The sequence below is a fragment of the Pseudomonas veronii genome, assembly GCF_001439695.1.
In the GTDB taxonomy this organism is placed as follows: domain Bacteria; phylum Pseudomonadota; class Gammaproteobacteria; order Pseudomonadales; family Pseudomonadaceae; genus Aquipseudomonas; species Aquipseudomonas veronii.
This window is the reverse complement of the sequence record NZ_JYLL01000002.1, coordinates 325,149-343,714: the sequence shown is the minus strand read 5'-3', so window position 1 is coordinate 343,714 and position 18,566 is coordinate 325,149. Positions and strand designations below refer to the sequence as shown.

Below are 18,566 nucleotides of genomic sequence, written 5' to 3'. Positions count from 1 at the left end.
AAAAAACAGCGAATGTAAAAGCTGACTGCAAGGCCAACTTATCCCGGCCTGCGGGCGGCGGCCCAAGTGCGCAAAAGCCCTCTGAATTCGACTGCAGCCGCTGCAGCCGACGGGGATTTTTTTGGCTTTTTTTACACCTTGGCGCAGCTCTTGCTAAAAGCATTAAAGCTGACCGAACAGACGATTTTTTTCAGCGAACCAAAAGGCGCCACACCAGAGCGCCTGCTTAGAAGAAAAACCATAAAACTTTAACTCGGGAGCAACCGAATGAAACCTATGTTCAAAGGCCTGATGCTGGCGGCAACCCTGCTGGCGGGCGGCCAAGCCGTTGCCGGCGACTTGTTGCAGTGGCAGAACAACAGCCTGACGTACCTGTGGGGCAAAAACTTCACCGTCAACCCGCAGATCCAACAGACCGTCACGTTTGAACACGCCGATGCGTGGAAGTACGGCGACAACTTCTTTTTCCTCGACCGCATCTTTTACAACGGCAAGGAAGACGGCAACGTCGGCCCCAGTACTTACTACGGCGAGTTCAGCCCGCGTCTATCGTTCGGCAAGATTTTCGACAAGGACTTGTCCTTCGGACCGATCAAAGATGTATTGCTGGCATTCACTTATGAGTTCGGCGAAGGCGATAACGAATCGTACCTGCTGGGCCCGGGCTTCGACCTGAACATCCCTGGTTTCGACTACTTCCAGTTGAACTTCTACCAGCGCCAGACCGAAGGCAATCGCCCGGGCGACGGTGTGTGGCAGATCACCCCGGTGTGGTCGTACACCCTTCCCGTGGGCAACTCCAACATCCTGATCGACGGCTATATGGATTGGGTGGTCGACAACGACAAGAACGCCCGTGGCACTTATCACGCCAACCTGCACTTCAACCCACAAGTCAAATATGACCTGGGCAAGGCGTTGAACTGGGGCGAGAAACAGCTGTACGTCGGTTTTGAATACGACTATTGGAAGAACAAGTACGGGATCGAAGATTCCGGTGCGTTCAAGACCAACCAGGATACGGCGAGCTTTTTGGTCAAGTACCACTTCTGACCACACCGCGGGCCTGATGGGGGAGCTGGCGTGCCTGCTCCCAAATTCAGCTAGGGGACAGCCCCAAAAACCGGGTTATCTCCTCGCGCTTGGCCAGCGCATCACTGCGCCCCAACTCGATCAACTCGCTGCAATACCCCGCCTCGAACAGCAAGTAACTGAGCACTCCCGCCCCGCTGGTCTTGGTCGCACCCGGCCCGCGCAGGAACAGGCGCAACGCCGCGGGCAATTCCTGCCGATGCCGCGCCGCGATTTCATCGATCGGCTGACTCGGCGCAATCACCAGCACATCCACCGGCGCCAGGCCCCGGGCCGCGCTGTCGGCGGGCTGGAAATGGCTGAACTGGTTCAAGCGCTCCAGCAACTCGATATCGCTTTCCAGGCTGTCAATGAACGTGCTGTTGAGCATGTGCCCACCGATCTGCGCCAGGGTCGGCTGCTGGCCGGTGTAGGCGCGCTGCGAGGCGTGTTCATGCTCGACGCCGCGCGGGTTGCCGCTGACACCCACCACCAGCACGCGGCTGGCGCCCAGGTGCAAGGCCGGGCTGATGGGGGCCGATTGCCGCACCGCGCCATCGCCGAAATATTCCTGGTCGAGCTTCACCGGAGCAAACAGCAAGGGGATCGCCGAACTGGCCAACAGGTGTTCGACCGTGAGTCGGCTGGGCACACCGATACGCCGATGGCGCAGCCAGGCATCGATGGTGCCGCCGCCCTGGTAAAAGGTCACTGCTTGCCCGGACTCGTAACCGAAGGCCGTGACCGCCACCGCCTTCAGGTGTTTTTCGCGGATGGCCTGGTCGATGCCATCCAGGTGCAGCATCTCGTGCAGCAGGTCCCGTAGCGGCGCGCTGTTGAGCAGCGCCACCGGGACCTGGGCGCCCAGGCCGAGCAGGCTGTGGAAACAGAAACGAGCGGCCTGGTGAATCACCCCCGGCCAATCGCTGCGCAGCACCAGGTGGCTGCGGAAGCCCTGCCAGAACGCCGTCAGACGCTCGATCGCCGCGCTGAAGTCCATGGCGCCACTGGCCAGGCTCACCGCGTTGATCGCGCCGGCCGATGTGCCGACGATCACCGGAAACGGATTGGCCGCGCCCGGCGGCAGCAACTCGGCAATCGCCGCCAGTACCCCCACCTGATACGCCGCACGCGCCCCGCCGCCGGAAAGAATCAAGCCTGTAACCGGTTCAGCTGGGCGCATTGCGTCACTCCATGTAGAGAAAGGCGGGTCTTACCGACGGCGTTTTTCGTACAACTTGGGCTCACCCGGCGGCCGGCTCTTGAAGCGGCGATGGGTCCACAGGTATTGCTCGGGGCATTCGCGCACCGAGGTCTCGACCCACTGGTTGATGCGCAGGCAATCGATCTCATCGGTTTCGCCGGGGAAATCGCTCAACGGCGGGTGGATCACCAGGCGATAACCGCTGCCGTCGGCCAGGCGCTCCTGGGTAAACGGCACCACCAGCGCCTTGCCCAGGCGGGCGAACTTGCTGGTAGCGGTCACGGTGGCGGCCTGGATGCCGAACAGCGGCACGAAGATACTTTGCTTGGCGCCGTAGTCCTGGTCCGGCGCGTACCAGATGGCGCGGCCGGCGCGCAGCAGCTTGAGCATGCCGCGCACGTCTTCACGCTCCACGGCCAGGGAGTCGAGGTTGTGGCGCTCGCGGCCACGGCGCTGGATAAAGTCGAACAGCGGGTTGCCGTGCTCGCGGTACATGCCGTCGATCGTGTGTTTTTGCCCGAGCAGGGCCGCGCCGATTTCCAGGGTGGTGAAATGCAGGGCCATGAGGATCACGCCCTTGCCGTCCAACTGAGCCTGCTTGAGGTGCTCCAGGCCTTCGACGTGGGCCAGCCGCGCCAGGCGCTGGCGCGACCACCACCAACTCATGGCCATTTCAAAGAAGGCGATGCCGGTGGAGGCGAAGTTTTCCTTGAGCAAATGTTTACGCTCTTGCGCGGACTTTTCCGGGAAGCACAGTTCCAGGTTGCGCGCGGCGATGCGGCGACGTTCGCCGGCCACGCGGTACATGCCCGCGCCCAGCAGGCGACCAATGGTCAGCAGCGCGCGGTATGGCAATTGAGTGACCAGCCACAACAGGCCGAGTCCCAGCCATAGCAGCCAAAATCGCGGGTGAAAAAATACAGCTCGAAAACGCGGGCGATCCATTACAGATTCCGGTAAAGACAAGGGCCGCGCATTCTACAACGGTTCGACTCGGCTTGCGGCCAGTGGTTGTTCTCGTTATAAGTCTCGACACTTTTCGTGACAAGCCGCTTTTGCCGACCATGAGCCAAACCGAACCGCTAGACCAAGATCCCGTGTTCCAGCTGAAAGGCAGCATGCTCGCCATTACCGTGCTGGAATTGGCCCGCAATGACCTCGACGCCCTGGACCGCCAGCTCGCCGCCAAGGTCGCCCTGGCACCGAACTTTTTCAACAACGCGCCGCTGGTGCTGGCCCTGGACAAGCTGCCAGCCGGCCAAGGCGCAATCGACCTGCCGGGCCTGATGCGCGTGTGCCGCTCCCATGGCCTGCGCACCCTGGCGATTCGTGCCAGCCGTATCGAAGACATTGCCGCCGCCATCGCTATTGAACTGCCAGTACTGCCACCGTCCGGTGCCCGCGAGCGCCCACTCGACCCGCTGGCCGGTGAAGTGAAGAAAAAACCGGAAAAACCGCCGGAGCCGACGGTCAAGCCGACCAAGATCATCACCTCCCCCGTGCGCGGCGGGCAGCAGATTTACGCCCAGGGCGGCGACCTGGTGGTGATCTCGTCGGTCAGTCCGGGCGCGGAACTTCTGGCCGATGGCAACATCCATGTATACGGCCCCATGCGCGGACGTGCCCTCGCCGGCATCAAGGGTGATACCAAGGCACGTATTTTTTGCCAGCAGTTGACCGCTGAACTCGTTTCGATCGCGGGTCAGTACAAGGTTTCCGAAGATTTGCGCCGCGATCCGCTGTGGGGCGCCGCGGTACAAGTCAGCCTGTCGGGCGATGTGTTGAACATCATCCGTCTTTAACGGATACTGCCGCATTTTCCAAGCATCTCTAGACTCTGATAGCACAGCGAAACCGGCAAGACTTGCGTAGGACTAGTTTGAAGTTGGCGTTTCCACGCGGAAACCACCTCTTTTCCCTACAAAGGCTGTCCGCCTGCAGCGAGTTCCAAGAGATGTTTTTCGGGGGCTGAAAAGTCCTTTTTCCTTAGGGGTGAAACACCTTGGCCAAGATTCTCGTGGTTACATCCGGCAAGGGTGGTGTGGGTAAGACCACCACCAGCGCCGCTATCGGTACCGGCCTCGCTCTGCGCGGCCACAAGACAGTCATCGTCGACTTCGACGTCGGTTTGCGTAACCTCGACCTGATCATGGGCTGCGAACGCCGCGTGGTGTACGACTTCGTCAACGTGGTCAACGGTGAAGCCAACCTGCAACAGGCCCTGATCAAGGACAAGCGCCTTGAGAACCTGTACGTACTGGCCGCCAGCCAGACCCGCGACAAAGATGCGCTCACCAAGGAAGGCGTAGGCAAAGTCCTCGCTGAACTGAAGGAAACCTTCGAATACGTGGTGTGCGACTCCCCGGCCGGTATCGAAACCGGTGCTCACCTGGCGATGTACTTCGCCGACGAAGCCATCGTGGTGACCAACCCGGAAGTCTCCTCGGTACGTGACTCGGACCGCATGCTTGGCCTGCTGGCCAGCAAGTCCCAGCGCGCCGAAAAAGGCGAAGACCCGATCAAGGAGCACCTGCTGCTCACCCGCTACAACCCTGAGCGCGTCAGCAATGGCGAGATGCTCGGCGTTGAAGACGTCAAAGAGATCCTCGCAGTGACCCTGCTGGGTGTCATTCCCGAGTCCCAGGCGGTGCTGAAGGCCTCCAACCAGGGCGTCCCGGTGATTCTGGACGACCAGAGCGACGCCGGCCAGGCGTACAGCGACGCGGTTGATCGCTTACTGGGCAAGACCGTGGAACACCGCTTCCTCGATGTCAAGAAGAAGGGATTCTTCGAGCGTATCTTTGGAGGCAACTAAACAATGAAATTTCTCGACTTCTTTCGCGCCAACAAAAAGCCAAGTACCGCGTCGGTAGCGAAAGAGCGTCTACAGATCATCGTGGCGCACGAACGCGGCCAACGCAGCACCCCGGACTACCTGCCAGCCTTGCAGAAGGAACTGGTCGAGGTGATCCGCAAGTACGTCAATATCGGTAACGACGACGTACATGTCGCCCTGGAAAACGACGGCAGCTGCTCGATTCTGGAACTCAATATCACCCTGCCCGATCGTTGATCGAAAGGGCGGTCGCCACGGCGGCTCCGTCACCTTGATCCCTTTGCGGGAGCCGGGTGATCGAGCCGCCGTTGGCGTTTGTTACGAGGCTGTTTAATGCCGTTGTCCAACATCCATATCCTCTACCAGGACGCCGCCGTCCTGGTGGTGAACAAGCCGACTCTGCTGCTCTCGGTGCCCGGCCGCGCCGACGACAACAAGGACTGCCTGATCACCCGTCTGCAGGAAAACGGCTACCCAGAGGCCCGAATCGTCCATCGCCTGGATTGGGAAACTTCCGGGATCATCCTGCTCGCGCGGGACGCCGACACCCACCGCGAACTGTCCCGCCAGTTTCATGACCGCGAAACCGAAAAGGCCTACACCGCCCTGGCTTGGGGTCAACCGGAACTGGACAGCGGCAGCATCGACCTGCCCCTGCGCTACGATCCGCCGACCAAGCCACGCCATGTGGTCGACCACGAGTTCGGCAAGCATGCGCTGACCTTCTGGAAGGTGCTGGAGCGTTGCGGTGACTGGTGCCGCGTCGAGCTGACGCCGATCACCGGGCGCTCGCACCAGTTGCGGGTACACATGCTTTCCATCGGCCACCCGCTGCTCGGCGACGGCTTGTACGCCCATGAACAAGCCCTGGCCGCCTGGCCGCGCCTGTGCCTGCACGCGAGCATGCTGAGCTTCACCCACCCGCAAAGCGGCGAGCGGCTGCGCTTCGAGTGCCCGGCGCCCTTCTAAAGCTGTAAACACCGTCAAATGTGGAAGGGGATTGCAGTGGGTCAGTGAACAAATGCAGTGACTGACACTCCGCCATCGGGGGCAAGCCCCCTCCCACATTTGTGCTGTGCACTTCTCGCCATCGAACGGTAAACTCCGCGCATTGCTGTCTGGAGCTATTTATGCGCGAAGCGTTGAATCAAGGCCTGATCGACTTCCTCAAGGCCTCCCCTACTCCTTTTCATGCCACTGCGGCCCTGGCCCAACGCCTCGAAGCGGCCGGTTACCAGCGTCTCGACGAGCGCGACACCTGGACCACCGAAGCCAACGGGCGCTATTACGTGACCCGCAACGACTCCTCGATCATCGCCTTCAAGCTCGGCCGCCATTCGCCGCTGCAGGGCGGTATCCGCTTGGTCGGCGCCCACACCGACAGCCCGTGCCTGCGGGTCAAGCCACAACCCGAGCTGCAACGCCAGGGTTTCTGGCAACTGGGCGTCGAAGTCTACGGCGGCGCATTACTGGCGCCGTGGTTCGACCGCGACCTGTCCCTGGCCGGCCGCGTGACCTTCCGCCGCGACGGCAAGGTCGAAAGCCAGCTGATCGACTTCAAGCTGCCGATTGCCATCATCCCCAACCTGGCGATCCACCTGAACCGTGAAGCCAACCAGGGCTGGGCGATCAATGCCCAGACCGAACTGCCGCCGATCCTCGCGCAGTTCGCCGGCGACGAGCGCGTGGACTTCCGCGCCGTGCTCACCGAGCAGTTGGCTCGCGAGCACGGGCTGAACGCCGATGTGGTGCTCGATTACGAGCTGAGCTTCTACGACACCCAAAGCGCCGCCGTGATCGGCCTCAATGGCGACTTCATCGCCGGCGCCCGCCTGGACAACCTGCTGTCGTGCTACGCCGGCCTGCAAGCCTTGCTCACCAGCGAGACCGATGAAACCTGCGTGCTGGTGTGCAACGACCACGAAGAAGTCGGCTCCTGCTCGGCCTGCGGTGCCGATGGCCCGATGCTCGAGCAGACCCTGCGCCGCCTGCTGCCCGAAGGTGACGAATTTGTCCGCACCATTCAGAAATCGCTGCTGGTATCGGCCGACAATGCCCACGGCGTCCACCCGAACTATGCCGACAAGCATGACGCCAACCACGGCCCGAAACTCAATGCCGGCCCGGTGATCAAGGTCAACAGCAACCAGCGCTACGCCACCAACAGCGAAACCGCCGGTTTCTTCCGCCACCTGTGCATGGCCGAGGAAGTCCCGGTGCAGAGCTTTGTGGTGCGCAGCGACATGGGCTGTGGCTCGACCATCGGCCCGATCACTGCCAGCCACCTGGGCGTGCGGACCGTCGACATCGGTTTGCCGACGTTCGCCATGCACTCCATTCGCGAACTGTGCGGCAGCCATGACCTGGCACATCTGGTGAAAGTGCTCGGCGCGTTCTACGCAAGCCGCGATCTGCCCTGATCCAAAGGCCGAATGCAGTTAAACATATGGGAGGAGCAAGCCCCCTCCCACATTTGGCTTCGCGTGGACCTGATCTATATCACCTGCATTTCCCGCAATCCCACCTAGACTTGTCAGTATTCCCACTCTGAGAAGGCCATCGCCTCATGATCACCATGTCCTCCTTCCACGCCATGCTCATCCCTATCCTGATCGGCATGATCATGCTCGCGGTCGGCTTCAACTTTCGTGACAAGCCCCTCGGCGTGTTCAGCATGTGGATCGGCATGCTGTTGATTCTGGGCACCGTGGTTTACAAGATCCTCGCTAAACTCGCTGAATAACAAATGCACTCGCATTGGGCATAGGGGCCTCGTACACTCGGTCAATTCGTCGTTTTCAAGGTTGACCGCCTCGTGCTTTCCCGTCTGCTTGCCCTGCCCTGCTGTTTGCTGATCGCCCTGCTCACCCTGCTCCCGCTCGCCCCGGCCCAGGCCGTGGGTTTGCCCGGGCTGCTGGGTGGCACCAGCAAGCCGCAACCCCAGGCCGAGCTGCCGCTGGGTCAGTCGCTGGACGAGGTGATCAAGACCCTGGAAAACGACCAGCAACGCACCCAGTTGCTCAACGACCTGAAAAAGCTGCGCCAGACCACGCAAAAGGCCCAGCCGGCCGCCGAACAAGGCGTGCTCGGGCTGATCGGCAGCACGCTGTCCGGCCTTGAGCAGCAGTTTTCCGGCGCCGACAGCCCGCTGGGACGCTGGTCCGACGAAGTGGACATGGCCACGGATGAACTCGAGGCCTTGATGCTGCCGGCCAACGAATGGCTGCCGATCATCTTCGGTTTTGCCCTGATCCTCGCCGTGTGGAGCCTGCTGGCCGCCGCGCTGATCTGGCTCAGCCACCGGGTGCGCGAACGCTTCGGCCTGACCGAAGAACTGCCGCAACACCCGCGCACCTGGGACATGCTGCGCTTCGCCCTGCGCAAACTGGGGCCGTGGCTGATCGCGCTGGTGATCACCGTGTACCTGAGTTACGCGTTGCCCTCGTCCCTGGGCAAATCCCTGGCGATGGTGCTGGCGTATGCGCTGGTGGTCGGCACCTGTTTCTCGGCGATCTGCGTGATCGCATTCTCCGTGCTCGACGGTCCCCATCGCCGTCACGCGTTGTATATCCTGCGGCGCCAGGCGTTCCGGCCGTTGTGGTGGATCGGCAGTTTCGCCGCCTTTGGCGAAGCCCTGGGCGACCCCAGGCTGGTCGCTGCGCTTGGCCAGCACCTGGCGCACACGGCGGCAACCGTCGCCAATGTGATGGCCGCGTTGTCCACCGGTGTGTTCATCCTGCGCTTCCGCCGGCCGATTGCGCACCTGATCCGCAACCAGCCGCTGTCCCGTCGCCTGACCCGCCGCGCCCTCAGCGACACGATCGAAATCATCGGCACCTTCTGGTACATCCCGGCCTTGCTGTTGGTCGGCATTTCACTGTTCGCCACCTTCGTCTCCGCCGGCGACACCAGCACCGCCTTGCGCCAGTCGCTGCTCTGCACGGTGTTGCTGGTGCTGTGCATGGTGATCAACGGCCTGGTACGCCGCCATGCCCTCAAGCCGCAACGCGGGCACAAGCGCCATGCGCTGTACTCCGAGCGCTTGAAGAGTTTCGTCTACACCCTCGCCCACCTGCTGGTGTGGCTGACGTTTATCGAGCTGGGGCTACGGGTCTGGGGCCTGTCGCTGATCCGCTTCACCGAAGGCGACGGCCATGAAATCAGCGTCAAGCTGTTCGGCCTCGGCGGCACGCTGCTGTTTGCCTGGCTGATCTGGATTCTCAGCGACACCGCGATCCATCACGCCCTCACCCGTTCGCGCAAAGGCCTGGCCAACGCCCGTGCGCAGACCATGATGCCGCTGATCCGCAACGTGCTGTTCGTGACCATCTTCATCATTGCCGCCATCGTCGCCCTGGCCAACATGGGCATGAACGTCACGCCGCTGCTGGCCGGTGCCGGTGTGATCGGCCTGGCCATCGGTTTTGGCGCGCAGTCGCTGGTGGCGGACTTGATCACCGGCCTGTTCATCATCATCGAAGACTCCCTGGCCATCGACGACTACGTCGACGTCGGCGGCCACCTCGGCACGGTCGAGGGCCTGACCATCCGTACCGTGCGCCTGCGCGACATCGACGGCATCGTGCATACCATCCCGTTCAGCGAGATCAAGAGCATCAAGAACTACTCCCGTGAGTTCGGCTACGCGATCTTCCGGGTAGCGATCCCCTACAACATGGAAATCGACGATGCGATCAAGTTGATGCGCGACGTCGGCCAGAAAATGCGCAACGACCCGCTGCAACGCCGCAATATCTGGTCACCGCTGGAGATTCAGGGCGTGGAAAGTTTCGAGTCGGGCAGCGCGATTCTGCGGGCGCGCTTCAAGACCGCGCCGATCAAGCAATGGGAAGTGTCGCGGGCGTTCAACCTGTCGCTGAAACGTCATCTGGACGAGGCTGGGCTGGACCTGGCCACGCCGCGCCTGAGTGTGCAAGTGGTGACCGGCGCGTCGGGCGGGCTGGAGAAAGACAAGAACGCCTGAGTCCTGAGGGTCAATGTGGGAGCAAGCGATCGAGCCCCCACATTGGATCTTCGCTGATGTCAGTGTCGCGGGCTCAAGCCAGCGCGGTGCCGTCCATTTTCTGGCGCAGGCTCAACGGCCGCATGTCGGTCCAGACCTCTTCGATGTAGGCCAGGCACTCCTTCTTCATGCCGCTCTTGCCCACGGTTCGCCAGCCTTCCGGCACGGCCTTGTAGTCGGGCCAGATCGAATACTGTTCTTCATGGTTGACCACTACCTGAAACAGGATGTCGTCGCGGTCGAATACTGAGGTCATTGCTGTTCTCCATCGCTCAAAGGCCGGCTGCGCACCACGCGCAGCGCTGATATCTGTAGGAACGTACCAGGCGGGTAAAAAATTAGAGGCTGGCGACCGCCGCAGCCAGGGCACGCCCGAAGATCTCGGCGACCTGGTCGATCTGGGCGGCGCTGATCACCAACGGCGGCAGGAAGCGCACCACGCTGCCATGGCGGCCGCCCAGTTCCAGAATCAGGCCGCGCTTGAGGCATTCGCGCTGCACCAGCGGCGCCAGTTGGCGGTGGACCGGCGGGTGGCCCTGGATATCCGGCGCGCCGTTCGGGTCCACCAGTTCCACGCCGAGCATCAACCCGCGCCCGCGAATATCGCCCAATTGCGCAAAGTCGCGCTGCAGGATGCGCAACTGCTCCGCCAGGCGCTCGCCCATCGCCGCCGCATGGCCGGCCAGGTCGTGCTCCTTGAGGTAGCGCATCACCGCCGACCCTGCCGCCATCGCCATCTGATTGCCACGGAAGGTGCCAGCATGGGCGCCCGGCAACCAGGTGTCGAGCCAGTCGCGGTACACCACCACCGCCAACGGCAGGCTGCCGCCGATGGCCTTGGACATCACCACCACATCCGGAATGATGCCCGCGTGTTCGAAGGCGAACATCTTGCCGGTGCGCGCGAAACCGCTCTGGATTTCATCGACGATCAACGCCACACCCGCCTGCTCGGTAATCCGCCGCAGGCCGCGCAGCCAGTCGAGGTCCGCCGGGATCACGCCACCCTCGCCCTGCACCACTTCGACAATCACCGCCGCCGGCAACAGCACCCCGGCTTCCGGGTCGTTGAGCAGGTTTTCCAGATAATGCAGGTTGACCCGCACGCCTTGCGCGCCGCCCAGGCCGAACGGGCAGCGGTAATCGTAGGGGAACGGCAGGAATTGCACGCCATTGCCGAGCAAGGCGCCCAAGGGTTTCTTCGGCCCCAGGCTGCCCATCAAGCTCAGCGCGCCCTGGCTCATGCCGTGATAACCGCCCTGGAACGACAACACCGTGCTACGCCCCGTGGCGGTGCGTACCAGCTTCAACGCGGCTTCTACCGCGTCAGTGCCAGTGGGGCCGCAGAACTGGATTTTCGCTTCCTGCGCCAACGCGGCCGGCAACAGGCCGAACAGGTCTTGCACGAATTGATCCTTGACCGGGGTGGTCAGGTCGAGGGTGTGCAACGGCAGTTCGTCGCTCAACACCTGCTGGATGGCGGCGATCACCACCGGGTGGTTATGCCCCAACGCCAAGGTACCCGCGCCGGCCAGGCAGTCGATGAAACGGCGGCCTTCCACGTCTTCCACGTAGATGCCCTTGGCGCGCTTGAGTGCCAAAGGGATGCGCCGCGGGTAGCTGCGGGCGTTGGACTCCTGCTGGCGCTGGCGTGCCAGCAGCGGGCTTTCATCGAACTGGTAGAGCGTTTCCACGGGTGCCGGGCTGACCTGCACCCGAGCGTCTGCGATTTGGCTGGTAGCGACTGACATCTCTGGATCCCTCGATACGCGGGTGATGGTGACCAAACTGCCGATCCGTTGGCGTCTGGCCCAAGGGCCTGCGCGCGGATTGCCTGTTGTGGAAACGCACCAGCGTCGAATGGATTTAGGTGTTGTGGCGGTTAACGGACGGATCAAGCGCCGCCAATTGAGCCGCGCTCGCTGTCAAAGGCCCCGATACTTGTCATTCAGCGCATACAAAATCGCACACGTCTCAGCATCCAGGGCCCCGCCGTAATCCCTGGGCCGAAAGTGCATTTGAAACGCGCGGGTCCGCAGTTCGAACGCCTGGCGATTCTGCGCCGGTTTATACCCGTAGCGCTGAAACGCCCGCTCCACTTCCACCTCGGGCGGTAACCCGACACAAAAGCGGCGCTGATACATCGCCCGCGTCGCGTCATCGAACCAGGCCCCCACGCCCGCCTCGAACAGGCCGCGCCAAGGCAAGCGCGGCCCCGGATCGCTCTTGCGCCAGTACGCCACATCCGAATGCCCGAGGATGTCGCTCGGGCCGATGTGCGGGTAACGCGCGAGAATGTCGCGCAGCAATTCAATCAATACCTCCACCTGCTCCCGAGGGTACGCAGGAAAGGTAAACACCCCGCCCTCATCCCGCGCCAGGTTGACGACCTCGATGCCGATCGCGCGGCTGTTGAGGTTGTCCCGTCCGCCCCAGTGGCTCGCCCCGGCATGCCAGGCGCGCTGGCTCTCATCCACCAGGCGGAACACGCGCAACTCGTCGTAACCGGCGGCGCGGTAGCCGGGCTCGGCCGGATCAGGCAGCAGATAGTGCGCGCTGACGCCGTGTCGCGTCAGGGTGTGCAGGGATGACATAAAGGGCGCGGCGGTGTAATGCAGGACCACTTGCGCCACGGGCTCGCCGTTGCGTGCGTTGAAGTCCTTGGCGGGAAAACTGGTATCGATGACCAACATAAGAAGCGTCCTTTTCGGTACAGGCCGAGTCATTCGGCCCGTTCAAGCGCAAAACAATGACCGCCATCCTGAAGGGTTGAACGTCAGGCGGGCGGTAACTATTTGGCACACGAAAGAACGCGGGTCAGCGCCGCAGCGGCATGCCCAGATCGACCCGCAGGCCATCCGGCTGGCTGTCGAACGTCAACGAGCAGGAGCAGCGCTGGACGATCGCCTGCACAATCGCCAGGCCCAGGCCGCAGCCCTCGCTGTTGCCGTTGCGCCAGAAGCGCTGGGTCAGGTATTGCAGGTCTTCGCTGGCGATCTGTTTGCCGTGGTCGCGCACGCGGAACACCACCTGATCGCCGGCCATCAACACACTCAGCTCCACCCGGGTATCGGCCGGGGTGTGGCGCAGGGCGTTGTCCAGCAGGTTGCGCAGGGCCGCGACGGCCAGGCCCACCGGCATTTCCAGCGGGGTATCGCTGAGGTCGTCCGGCAGGATCAGGTCGATGCGCTGGTTGTCGCCGGCGTTGGCATCCTGGATCGCCAGCCGTGCGACTTGCTCGGCACTCGACTGCACGCCGTCGTCGAACGACAGGCTGCCCTCCACCCGTGCCAGCAACAGCAATTGCTCGAGGGTGCGGTGCAGGCGGTCGGCGCCCTCCTCGGCATGGGCCAGGGACTGGTCGCGGGCCGCGCCGTCGGTCATGCGCGCCACTTGCAGGTGGGTCTTGATCGCAGTCAGCGGGCTGCGCAGTTCGTGGGCGGCGTCGCCGGTGAGGCGGCGTTCGCGCTCGATGGTCTTGGCAATGCGCTGCAACAGCTGGTTCTGGGTGTCGAGCAGCGGTTTCAGCTCGCTGGGCAGCGGGTGGATCTGCAACGGTTCGAGGGAATCGGCGCTGCGCCGCATCAATGCATCGCGCATGCGATTGAGCGGCTGCAGGCTTTGACCGATCCCCAGCCACAGCAGGCACAGGCAGCCCAACAACGCCACACCGACCGGCACCGAGGCCGCCAGCAGGATCGACAGGTTCAACGCCTCGCGCTCCACCTGGCGGTCGGCGGTGGTAATGAACAGATCGCCACGGGCCAGGGTGAAGCTGCGCCACGCCGCGCCGTCGATGATCTGGTCGCGAAAACCGCTGCGATGGGATTCCAGCCCCTGGTCCGGCGTGGTGTGGCTGCGCGCCAACACTTCGCCGCGCAAGGAACTGACCTGACAGGCCATGCCGCCCGGCACGTTCAGTTGCTCGGCGCTGAAGTGCTTGCCCTCGGCGCTGCTCGCCAGGCCCGGCATCTGCTCCATCAAACCGGCGACCATACGCGCCGACGCGACCAGGCGCTGGTCGAGGGAGAACATCATCTGGTTGCGCAGATCGTTGAGCATCCAGGCCGCCGCCAGCGCCCAGATCAACACAAAAGCGGCACCGAGCTTGAAGGTCAGGCGCAGGCGCAGGCTCATCACGAAGCGCTCTCTCCACCATCCGCCGGCCCCAGGCGGTAGCCCAGGCCACGCACCGTTTCGACGATGCCGTTGCCCAATTTGCGCCGCAGATGGTGGATATGCACGTTGAGGGCGTTGCTTTCCAGTTCGTCGTTGAAACCGTAGACGCTGTCTTTGAGCTGTTCGCTGGAGAGCACGCGGCCCTTGTTGTGCAGCAGCGCCTGCAACAGCGCTTGTTCACGGCGGGAAAGGTCCACGGGCTGCCCGGCCAGCAGGGTTTCGCGGCTGCTCGGGTCGTAACTGAGGCGGCCGTGTTCGATCAGGTTGACGCTGCGCCCGGCCACGCGGCGCAGCAAGGTTTGCAGGCGCGCGGCGAGTTCGCGCAGGTCGAAGGGCTTGAGCAGGTAATCATCGGCGCCGGCTTGCAGGCCGTCGACGCGGTTGGTCACCGAATCCCGCGCGGTGAGGATCAGCACCGGAATTTCCAGGCCCTGGCTGCGCTGTTGTTGCAGCAACTTGAGGCCGTCTTCGTCGGGCAGCCCGAGGTCGAGCACCATGATGTCGAATTCGGCAGCCTTGAGCATCGCCCGCGCGGCGGCGGCGGTGGCCACGCGCTCGACGGTAAAGCCCTGGGCACCGAGGCCGGCCACGATGCCGCTGGCGATCAGTTCGTCGTCTTCACAGACCAGTACGTGCATGCTGAACCCTTCATGAAAGATGGGGGGGATTAGAAGACAGATCGATTAAGCGCGCATTATGCCGGCAAAGTTCGCAACATCAGATAATCCCTACGCTCTAGAATAGCGTCCGGTTAATCATCGGTTAATCAACGCCACACATTGTGTGCCTCACTTGCATCGAACTAAGGCTTGACCATGCGGCATCTATTTACCTTACTGCTGATGTTGTTCGCGGGATTCGCCCAGGCTGCGCCGGGTAACCCGTTCGAGACCAAACCCGACTTCCTCCCGGTGGGCAAGGCCTTCACCTTGACGTCCGAACGCCTGGAGTCCGGCGAAACCCAGCTGTTCTGGCAGATAGCCGATGGTTATTACCTGTACCAACAACGCATGAAGTTCGACGGCCTCGCCGAAAAACCCGCGCTGCCCGAGGGTGAAGCCCATAGCGATGAGTTCTTCGGCGAACAGCAAGTATACCGCCAAGGCCTCGAAGTGAAGATTCCGGCGGGGACGACCGGCCAGGTCAAGCTGGGCTGGCAGGGCTGTGCCGATGCCGGCCTGTGTTACCCGCCACAGTCGATGACCGTGGACCTGGGCGGCAACCCGGCCGTCGCCGCCACCGCACAAGCCCAGGACCAGAGCCTGGCCAGCGGCCTGCAGCAGCGCAGCCTGGGGTGGAGCCTGCTGGTGTTCTTCGGCCTGGGCCTGTTGCTGGCGTTTGCCCCGTGTTCGTTGCCGATGTTGCCGATCCTCGCCGGCCTGGTGGTCGGCAGCGGGGCCAACCCGCGTCGCGGTTTTGCGTTGGCCGGCAGCTACGTGGTGTGCATGGCGCTGGTGTATGCCGCGCTGGGCGTACTGGCCGCGCTGCTCGGCAGCAACCTGGCGGCGCTGCTGCAAACCCCGTGGATACTCGGCAGCTTCGCGGCCTTGTTCGTGATCCTGGCCCTGCCGATGTTCGGCTTTTTCGAACTGCAACTGCCGGTGGCCCTGCGCGATCGCCTCGACAACGTCAGCCGCAACCAGAGCGGCGGCAGCCTGATCGGCGCCGGAGTGCTCGGCGCGCTGTCCGGCCTGCTGGTCGGCCCCTGCATGACCGCGCCCCTGGCCGGCGCCCTGCTCTATATCGCCCAGAGCGGTAATGCCCTGCACGGCGGGCTGATCCTGTTCGCCATGGGCATCGGTATTGGCGTGCCTCTGTTGCTGCTGGTGACCGTGGGCAACCGCTTCCTGCCCAAGCCGGGCACCTGGATGAACGTGCTCAAGGGCGTGTTCGGCTTCCTGTTCCTGGCCACCGCCGTGTTGATGATCCGCCCAGTGGTCGGGGAAAACCTGTGGCTCGGCCTGTGGGGCGCGCTGGCCATGGCCATGGCCTATTGCGGCTGGCGCCTGGCCCAGGATTTCGGGCGGGTCGCCATGCTGTCCGGCGCCGTTTCCGTGGTGCTCGGGTTGTGGGGCGGCTTGCTGCTGGTCGGTGCGGCAGGTGGCAGCGACGATGTGTGGCAACCGCTGAAGGTCTACAGCGGCTCGCGGATCAGCGGCGCGCCGAGTGCCCACGATGCGTTCATGACGATCAACGACCCGGCCGTGCTGCAAAGCCAGCTCGACAGCGCCAAGGCCCAGGGCCAATGGGTGCTGGTGGATTACTACGCCGACTGGTGCGTGTCATGCAAGATCATGGAAAAACAGGTGTTCGGCAAACCCCACGTAATGGACGCCTTGAAAGACGTGCGCCTGCTGCGCCTGGACGTCACCGCCGACAATGCCGCCAGCCGCGCACTGCTCGATCGCTACAAAGTGCCGGGGCCACCGAGCTTCGTATGGATCGGCCCGGACGGTGAAGAACGCCGCGCCCGACGCATTACCGGCGAAGTCGATGCCGATACGTTCCTGCAACGCTGGACCCAGACGCGGGATGCCCGCTGATGCTGACCCTGACCATCGGCACCTTCGCCATCGCCCTGAATCACATCCTGCTGATCGGCGCGCTGATTCTCGCCACTCTGGTGGGCTGGCGCGTGGCCAAGCGTGGCGGGGAGAACCCGGAGTCGGTGCTGTTCAGCCTGTTCCTGCTGGGCATGTTGACGGCCCGCGTCAGCTTTGTGCTGATGTACTGGAGTTACTACCGCAACGACCCGTTGCAGATCGTCGACCTGCGCGACGGCGGCTTTCTCGCCTGGCCCGGCGTCATTGCACTGATCCTCGGCGCGCTGCTGTATGGCTGGCGCCGCCCGGCCCTGCGCAAACCGTTGAGTGCCGGGGTCATCACCGGCCTGCTGTTCTGGGGTATGACCAGCCTGTCGCTGAGCCTGTATGACAAGGGCTCGCGCCTGCCGGACATCACCCTGCGCAACGCCAACGGCGAGGTGGTGCAACTGGGCGATTACCAGGGCGGCCCGCTGGTGATCAACCTGTGGGCCACGTGGTGCCCGCCGTGCCGTCGGGAAATGCCAGTACTGGAACGCGCCCAACGCCAACGCCCCGACGTGACGTTCCTGTTCGTCAACCAGGCCGAAAGCATGCAAAGCGTCAGCACTTACCTGGCGACCCAGGGCCTGACCCTGGACAACGTCTTGTTCGACGCCAGCGGCCGCCTCGGCCAGGCCGTGGGCTCCATGGCCTTGCCGACCACGCTGTTCTACCAAGCCGATGGACGCCTGATCAACAGCCACCTCGGTGAACTGTCCCAGGCCAGCCTGGCCCGTGCCATGGAACCCTTCGACACCGCCCCCGCCGTCACGCCCCCTACAAGGAAACCGACATGCCCCGCCTCCGCCACCTGCTGACCCTGTTATCACTGAGCATGGCCGCCACCCTGGCCCAGGCCGAAGACTGGCCGGCCCCGATCAAACAGATCGAAGCCAAGGGCGCCAAGATCCTCGGCAAGTTCGACGCCCCCAGCGGCCTCACCGGCTACGCCGCGCAGTACCAGAACCGCGGCATGGCGCTGTACCTGAGCGCCGACGGCAAAAGCGTGCTCGCCGGCACCCTGTACGACGCCCAGGGCAATGACCTGAGCAGCGCGCCCCTGGAACAATTGGTGTACGCGCCGATGGCCAAGGAAGTCTGGGCGAAGATGGAAAAAAGCAGCTGGATCCAGGACGGCGACACCAACGCGCCGCGCACGGTCTACCTGTTCAGCGACCCCAACTGCCCGTACTGCAACATGTTCTGGGAACAGGCGCGGCCCTGGGTCAAGGCCGGTAAGGTGCAGTTGCGTCACATCATGGTCGGCATCATCCGCCAAGACAGCCCAGGCAAATCCGCCGCCCTGCTGGCCAGCCCAGACCCGCAAAAAGCCCTGCAAGAACACGAAGCCGCCGGCAAGGGCAGCAAGTTGCAGGCGCTGGACAAAATCCCGGCGGCGATTGAAGCCAAGCTCGAGGCCAATATGAAGTTGATGGATGAGCTGGAGTTGTCGGCGACGCCAGCGATTTTCTATCTGGATGACAAGGGCGGCTTGCAGCAACAGCAAGGGGCGCCGTCGCCGGATAAGTTGGTGAAGATCCTTGGGCCGAAATAGGCGGCGTCTGGACTGACGCTATCGGGGGCAAGCCCCCTCCCACATTTGAAGGCATGAACCCGGTCGAGTGTGGGAGGGGGCTTGCCCCGATGAGGCCCATGCAGGCAGCGAAA

The 18,566-nt window shown here is 63.2% G+C and carries 19 protein-coding genes; 12 read left to right on the top strand and 7 right to left on the bottom strand.

Annotated features, from left to right (window positions below; genetic code table 11):
* Positions 1-66 precede the first annotated feature (66 nt).
* Both TU80_RS32585 and TU80_RS04035 read left to right on the top strand, forming a co-directional pair.
* Entirely contained in the window at positions 67-252 is a 186-nt protein-coding gene (locus tag TU80_RS32585; RefSeq protein ID WP_128192346.1) for a hypothetical protein, read from the top strand.
* Positions 253-267: 15 nt separating this feature from the next.
* The gene (locus tag TU80_RS04035; RefSeq protein WP_026139882.1) at positions 268-1,053 is read left to right on the top strand and encodes an outer membrane protein OmpK; all 786 of its coding nucleotides are present in this window, start codon (positions 268-270) and stop codon (positions 1,051-1,053) included.
* 46 nt (positions 1,054-1,099) lie between these two features.
* Here TU80_RS04035 and TU80_RS04030 read toward each other — a convergent pair whose 3' ends face one another.
* Both TU80_RS04030 and TU80_RS04025 read right to left on the bottom strand, forming a co-directional pair.
* Positions 1,100-2,254 carry a patatin-like phospholipase family protein gene (locus TU80_RS04030; protein ID WP_017845816.1) on the bottom strand — a complete coding sequence of 385 codons (1,155 nt, stop codon included), beginning with the start codon at positions 2,252-2,254 and terminating at the stop codon, positions 1,100-1,102.
* 30 nt (positions 2,255-2,284) lie between these two features.
* Positions 2,285-3,220 (bottom strand): lipid A biosynthesis lauroyl acyltransferase, encoded by a 936-nt coding sequence (locus TU80_RS04025; protein WP_057003886.1) that lies wholly within the window; start codon positions 3,218-3,220, stop codon positions 2,285-2,287.
* A gap of 119 nt (positions 3,221-3,339) precedes the next feature.
* Here TU80_RS04025 and minC point away from each other — a divergent pair, with 119 nt between their 5' ends.
* The 7 genes from minC (at position 3,340) to TU80_RS03995 (ending at position 10,095) form a co-directional block, all read left to right on the top strand.
* Complete coding sequence (gene minC, locus TU80_RS04020) at positions 3,340-4,077, top strand: septum site-determining protein MinC (RefSeq protein WP_017845814.1); 738 nt, start codon at positions 3,340-3,342, stop codon at positions 4,075-4,077.
* Between the two features lie 200 nt (positions 4,078-4,277).
* A complete protein-coding gene (gene minD / locus TU80_RS04015) occupies positions 4,278-5,090 on the top strand; it encodes a septum site-determining protein MinD (RefSeq protein ID WP_003209098.1) in 813 nt (270 codons plus the stop codon).
* A 3-nt stretch (positions 5,091-5,093) separates the two neighbouring features.
* Positions 5,094-5,348, top strand: coding sequence for a cell division topological specificity factor MinE (minE, locus tag TU80_RS04010; RefSeq protein ID WP_003175252.1), 255 nt, complete (start codon positions 5,094-5,096; stop codon positions 5,346-5,348).
* 96 nt (positions 5,349-5,444) lie between these two features.
* On the top strand, positions 5,445-6,080 hold the full coding sequence (locus tag TU80_RS04005) for an RluA family pseudouridine synthase (protein WP_015885133.1): 636 nt from the start codon (positions 5,445-5,447) through the stop codon (positions 6,078-6,080).
* Positions 6,081-6,241: 161 nt separating this feature from the next.
* Complete coding sequence (locus TU80_RS04000) at positions 6,242-7,531, top strand: M18 family aminopeptidase (RefSeq protein WP_046382553.1); 1,290 nt, start codon at positions 6,242-6,244, stop codon at positions 7,529-7,531.
* A gap of 146 nt (positions 7,532-7,677) precedes the next feature.
* Complete coding sequence (locus TU80_RS33005; protein WP_169796378.1) at positions 7,678-7,854, top strand: hypothetical protein; 177 nt, start codon at positions 7,678-7,680, stop codon at positions 7,852-7,854.
* 72 nt (positions 7,855-7,926) lie between these two features.
* Positions 7,927-10,095 carry a mechanosensitive ion channel family protein gene (locus TU80_RS03995; protein ID WP_057003885.1) on the top strand — a complete coding sequence of 723 codons (2,169 nt, stop codon included), beginning with the start codon at positions 7,927-7,929 and terminating at the stop codon, positions 10,093-10,095.
* Between the two features lie 73 nt (positions 10,096-10,168).
* Here TU80_RS03995 and TU80_RS03990 read toward each other — a convergent pair whose 3' ends face one another.
* The 5 genes from TU80_RS03990 to TU80_RS03970 form a co-directional block, all read right to left on the bottom strand.
* A complete protein-coding gene (locus TU80_RS03990) occupies positions 10,169-10,390 on the bottom strand; it encodes an MbtH family protein (RefSeq protein WP_017845810.1) in 222 nt (73 codons plus the stop codon).
* Between the two features lie 82 nt (positions 10,391-10,472).
* Positions 10,473-11,885 carry an aspartate aminotransferase family protein gene (locus TU80_RS03985; RefSeq protein WP_046382551.1) on the bottom strand — a complete coding sequence of 471 codons (1,413 nt, stop codon included), beginning with the start codon at positions 11,883-11,885 and terminating at the stop codon, positions 10,473-10,475.
* 174 nt (positions 11,886-12,059) lie between these two features.
* Positions 12,060-12,827 carry an N-acetylmuramoyl-L-alanine amidase gene (locus TU80_RS03980; RefSeq protein WP_057003884.1) on the bottom strand — a complete coding sequence of 256 codons (768 nt, stop codon included), beginning with the start codon at positions 12,825-12,827 and terminating at the stop codon, positions 12,060-12,062.
* Positions 12,828-12,951: 124 nt separating this feature from the next.
* The gene (locus TU80_RS03975) at positions 12,952-14,271 is read right to left on the bottom strand and encodes an ATP-binding protein (RefSeq protein ID WP_046382549.1); all 1,320 of its coding nucleotides are present in this window, start codon (positions 14,269-14,271) and stop codon (positions 12,952-12,954) included.
* On the bottom strand, positions 14,271-14,951 hold the full coding sequence (locus tag TU80_RS03970) for a response regulator (protein ID WP_046382548.1): 681 nt from the start codon (positions 14,949-14,951) through the stop codon (positions 14,271-14,273). The genes TU80_RS03975 and TU80_RS03970 overlap by 1 nt, the downstream gene beginning before the upstream one ends.
* A gap of 177 nt (positions 14,952-15,128) precedes the next feature.
* Between TU80_RS03970 and dsbD the strand changes: the two genes are divergently transcribed.
* From dsbD to dsbG, 3 genes are read left to right on the top strand one after another with little or no spacing between them, the layout of a single operon-like run.
* The gene (gene dsbD / locus TU80_RS03965; protein WP_057003883.1) at positions 15,129-16,856 is read left to right on the top strand and encodes a protein-disulfide reductase DsbD; all 1,728 of its coding nucleotides are present in this window, start codon (positions 15,129-15,131) and stop codon (positions 16,854-16,856) included.
* Complete coding sequence (locus TU80_RS03960) at positions 16,856-17,716, top strand: TlpA disulfide reductase family protein (RefSeq protein WP_046382546.1); 861 nt, start codon at positions 16,856-16,858, stop codon at positions 17,714-17,716. The genes dsbD and TU80_RS03960 overlap by 1 nt, the downstream gene beginning before the upstream one ends.
* Entirely contained in the window at positions 17,692-18,453 is a 762-nt protein-coding gene (gene dsbG / locus TU80_RS03955) for a thiol:disulfide interchange protein DsbG (protein ID WP_017845803.1), read from the top strand. Before TU80_RS03960 ends, dsbG begins: the two co-directional genes overlap by 25 nt.
* The last annotated feature ends 113 nt before the right edge of the window (positions 18,454-18,566 follow it).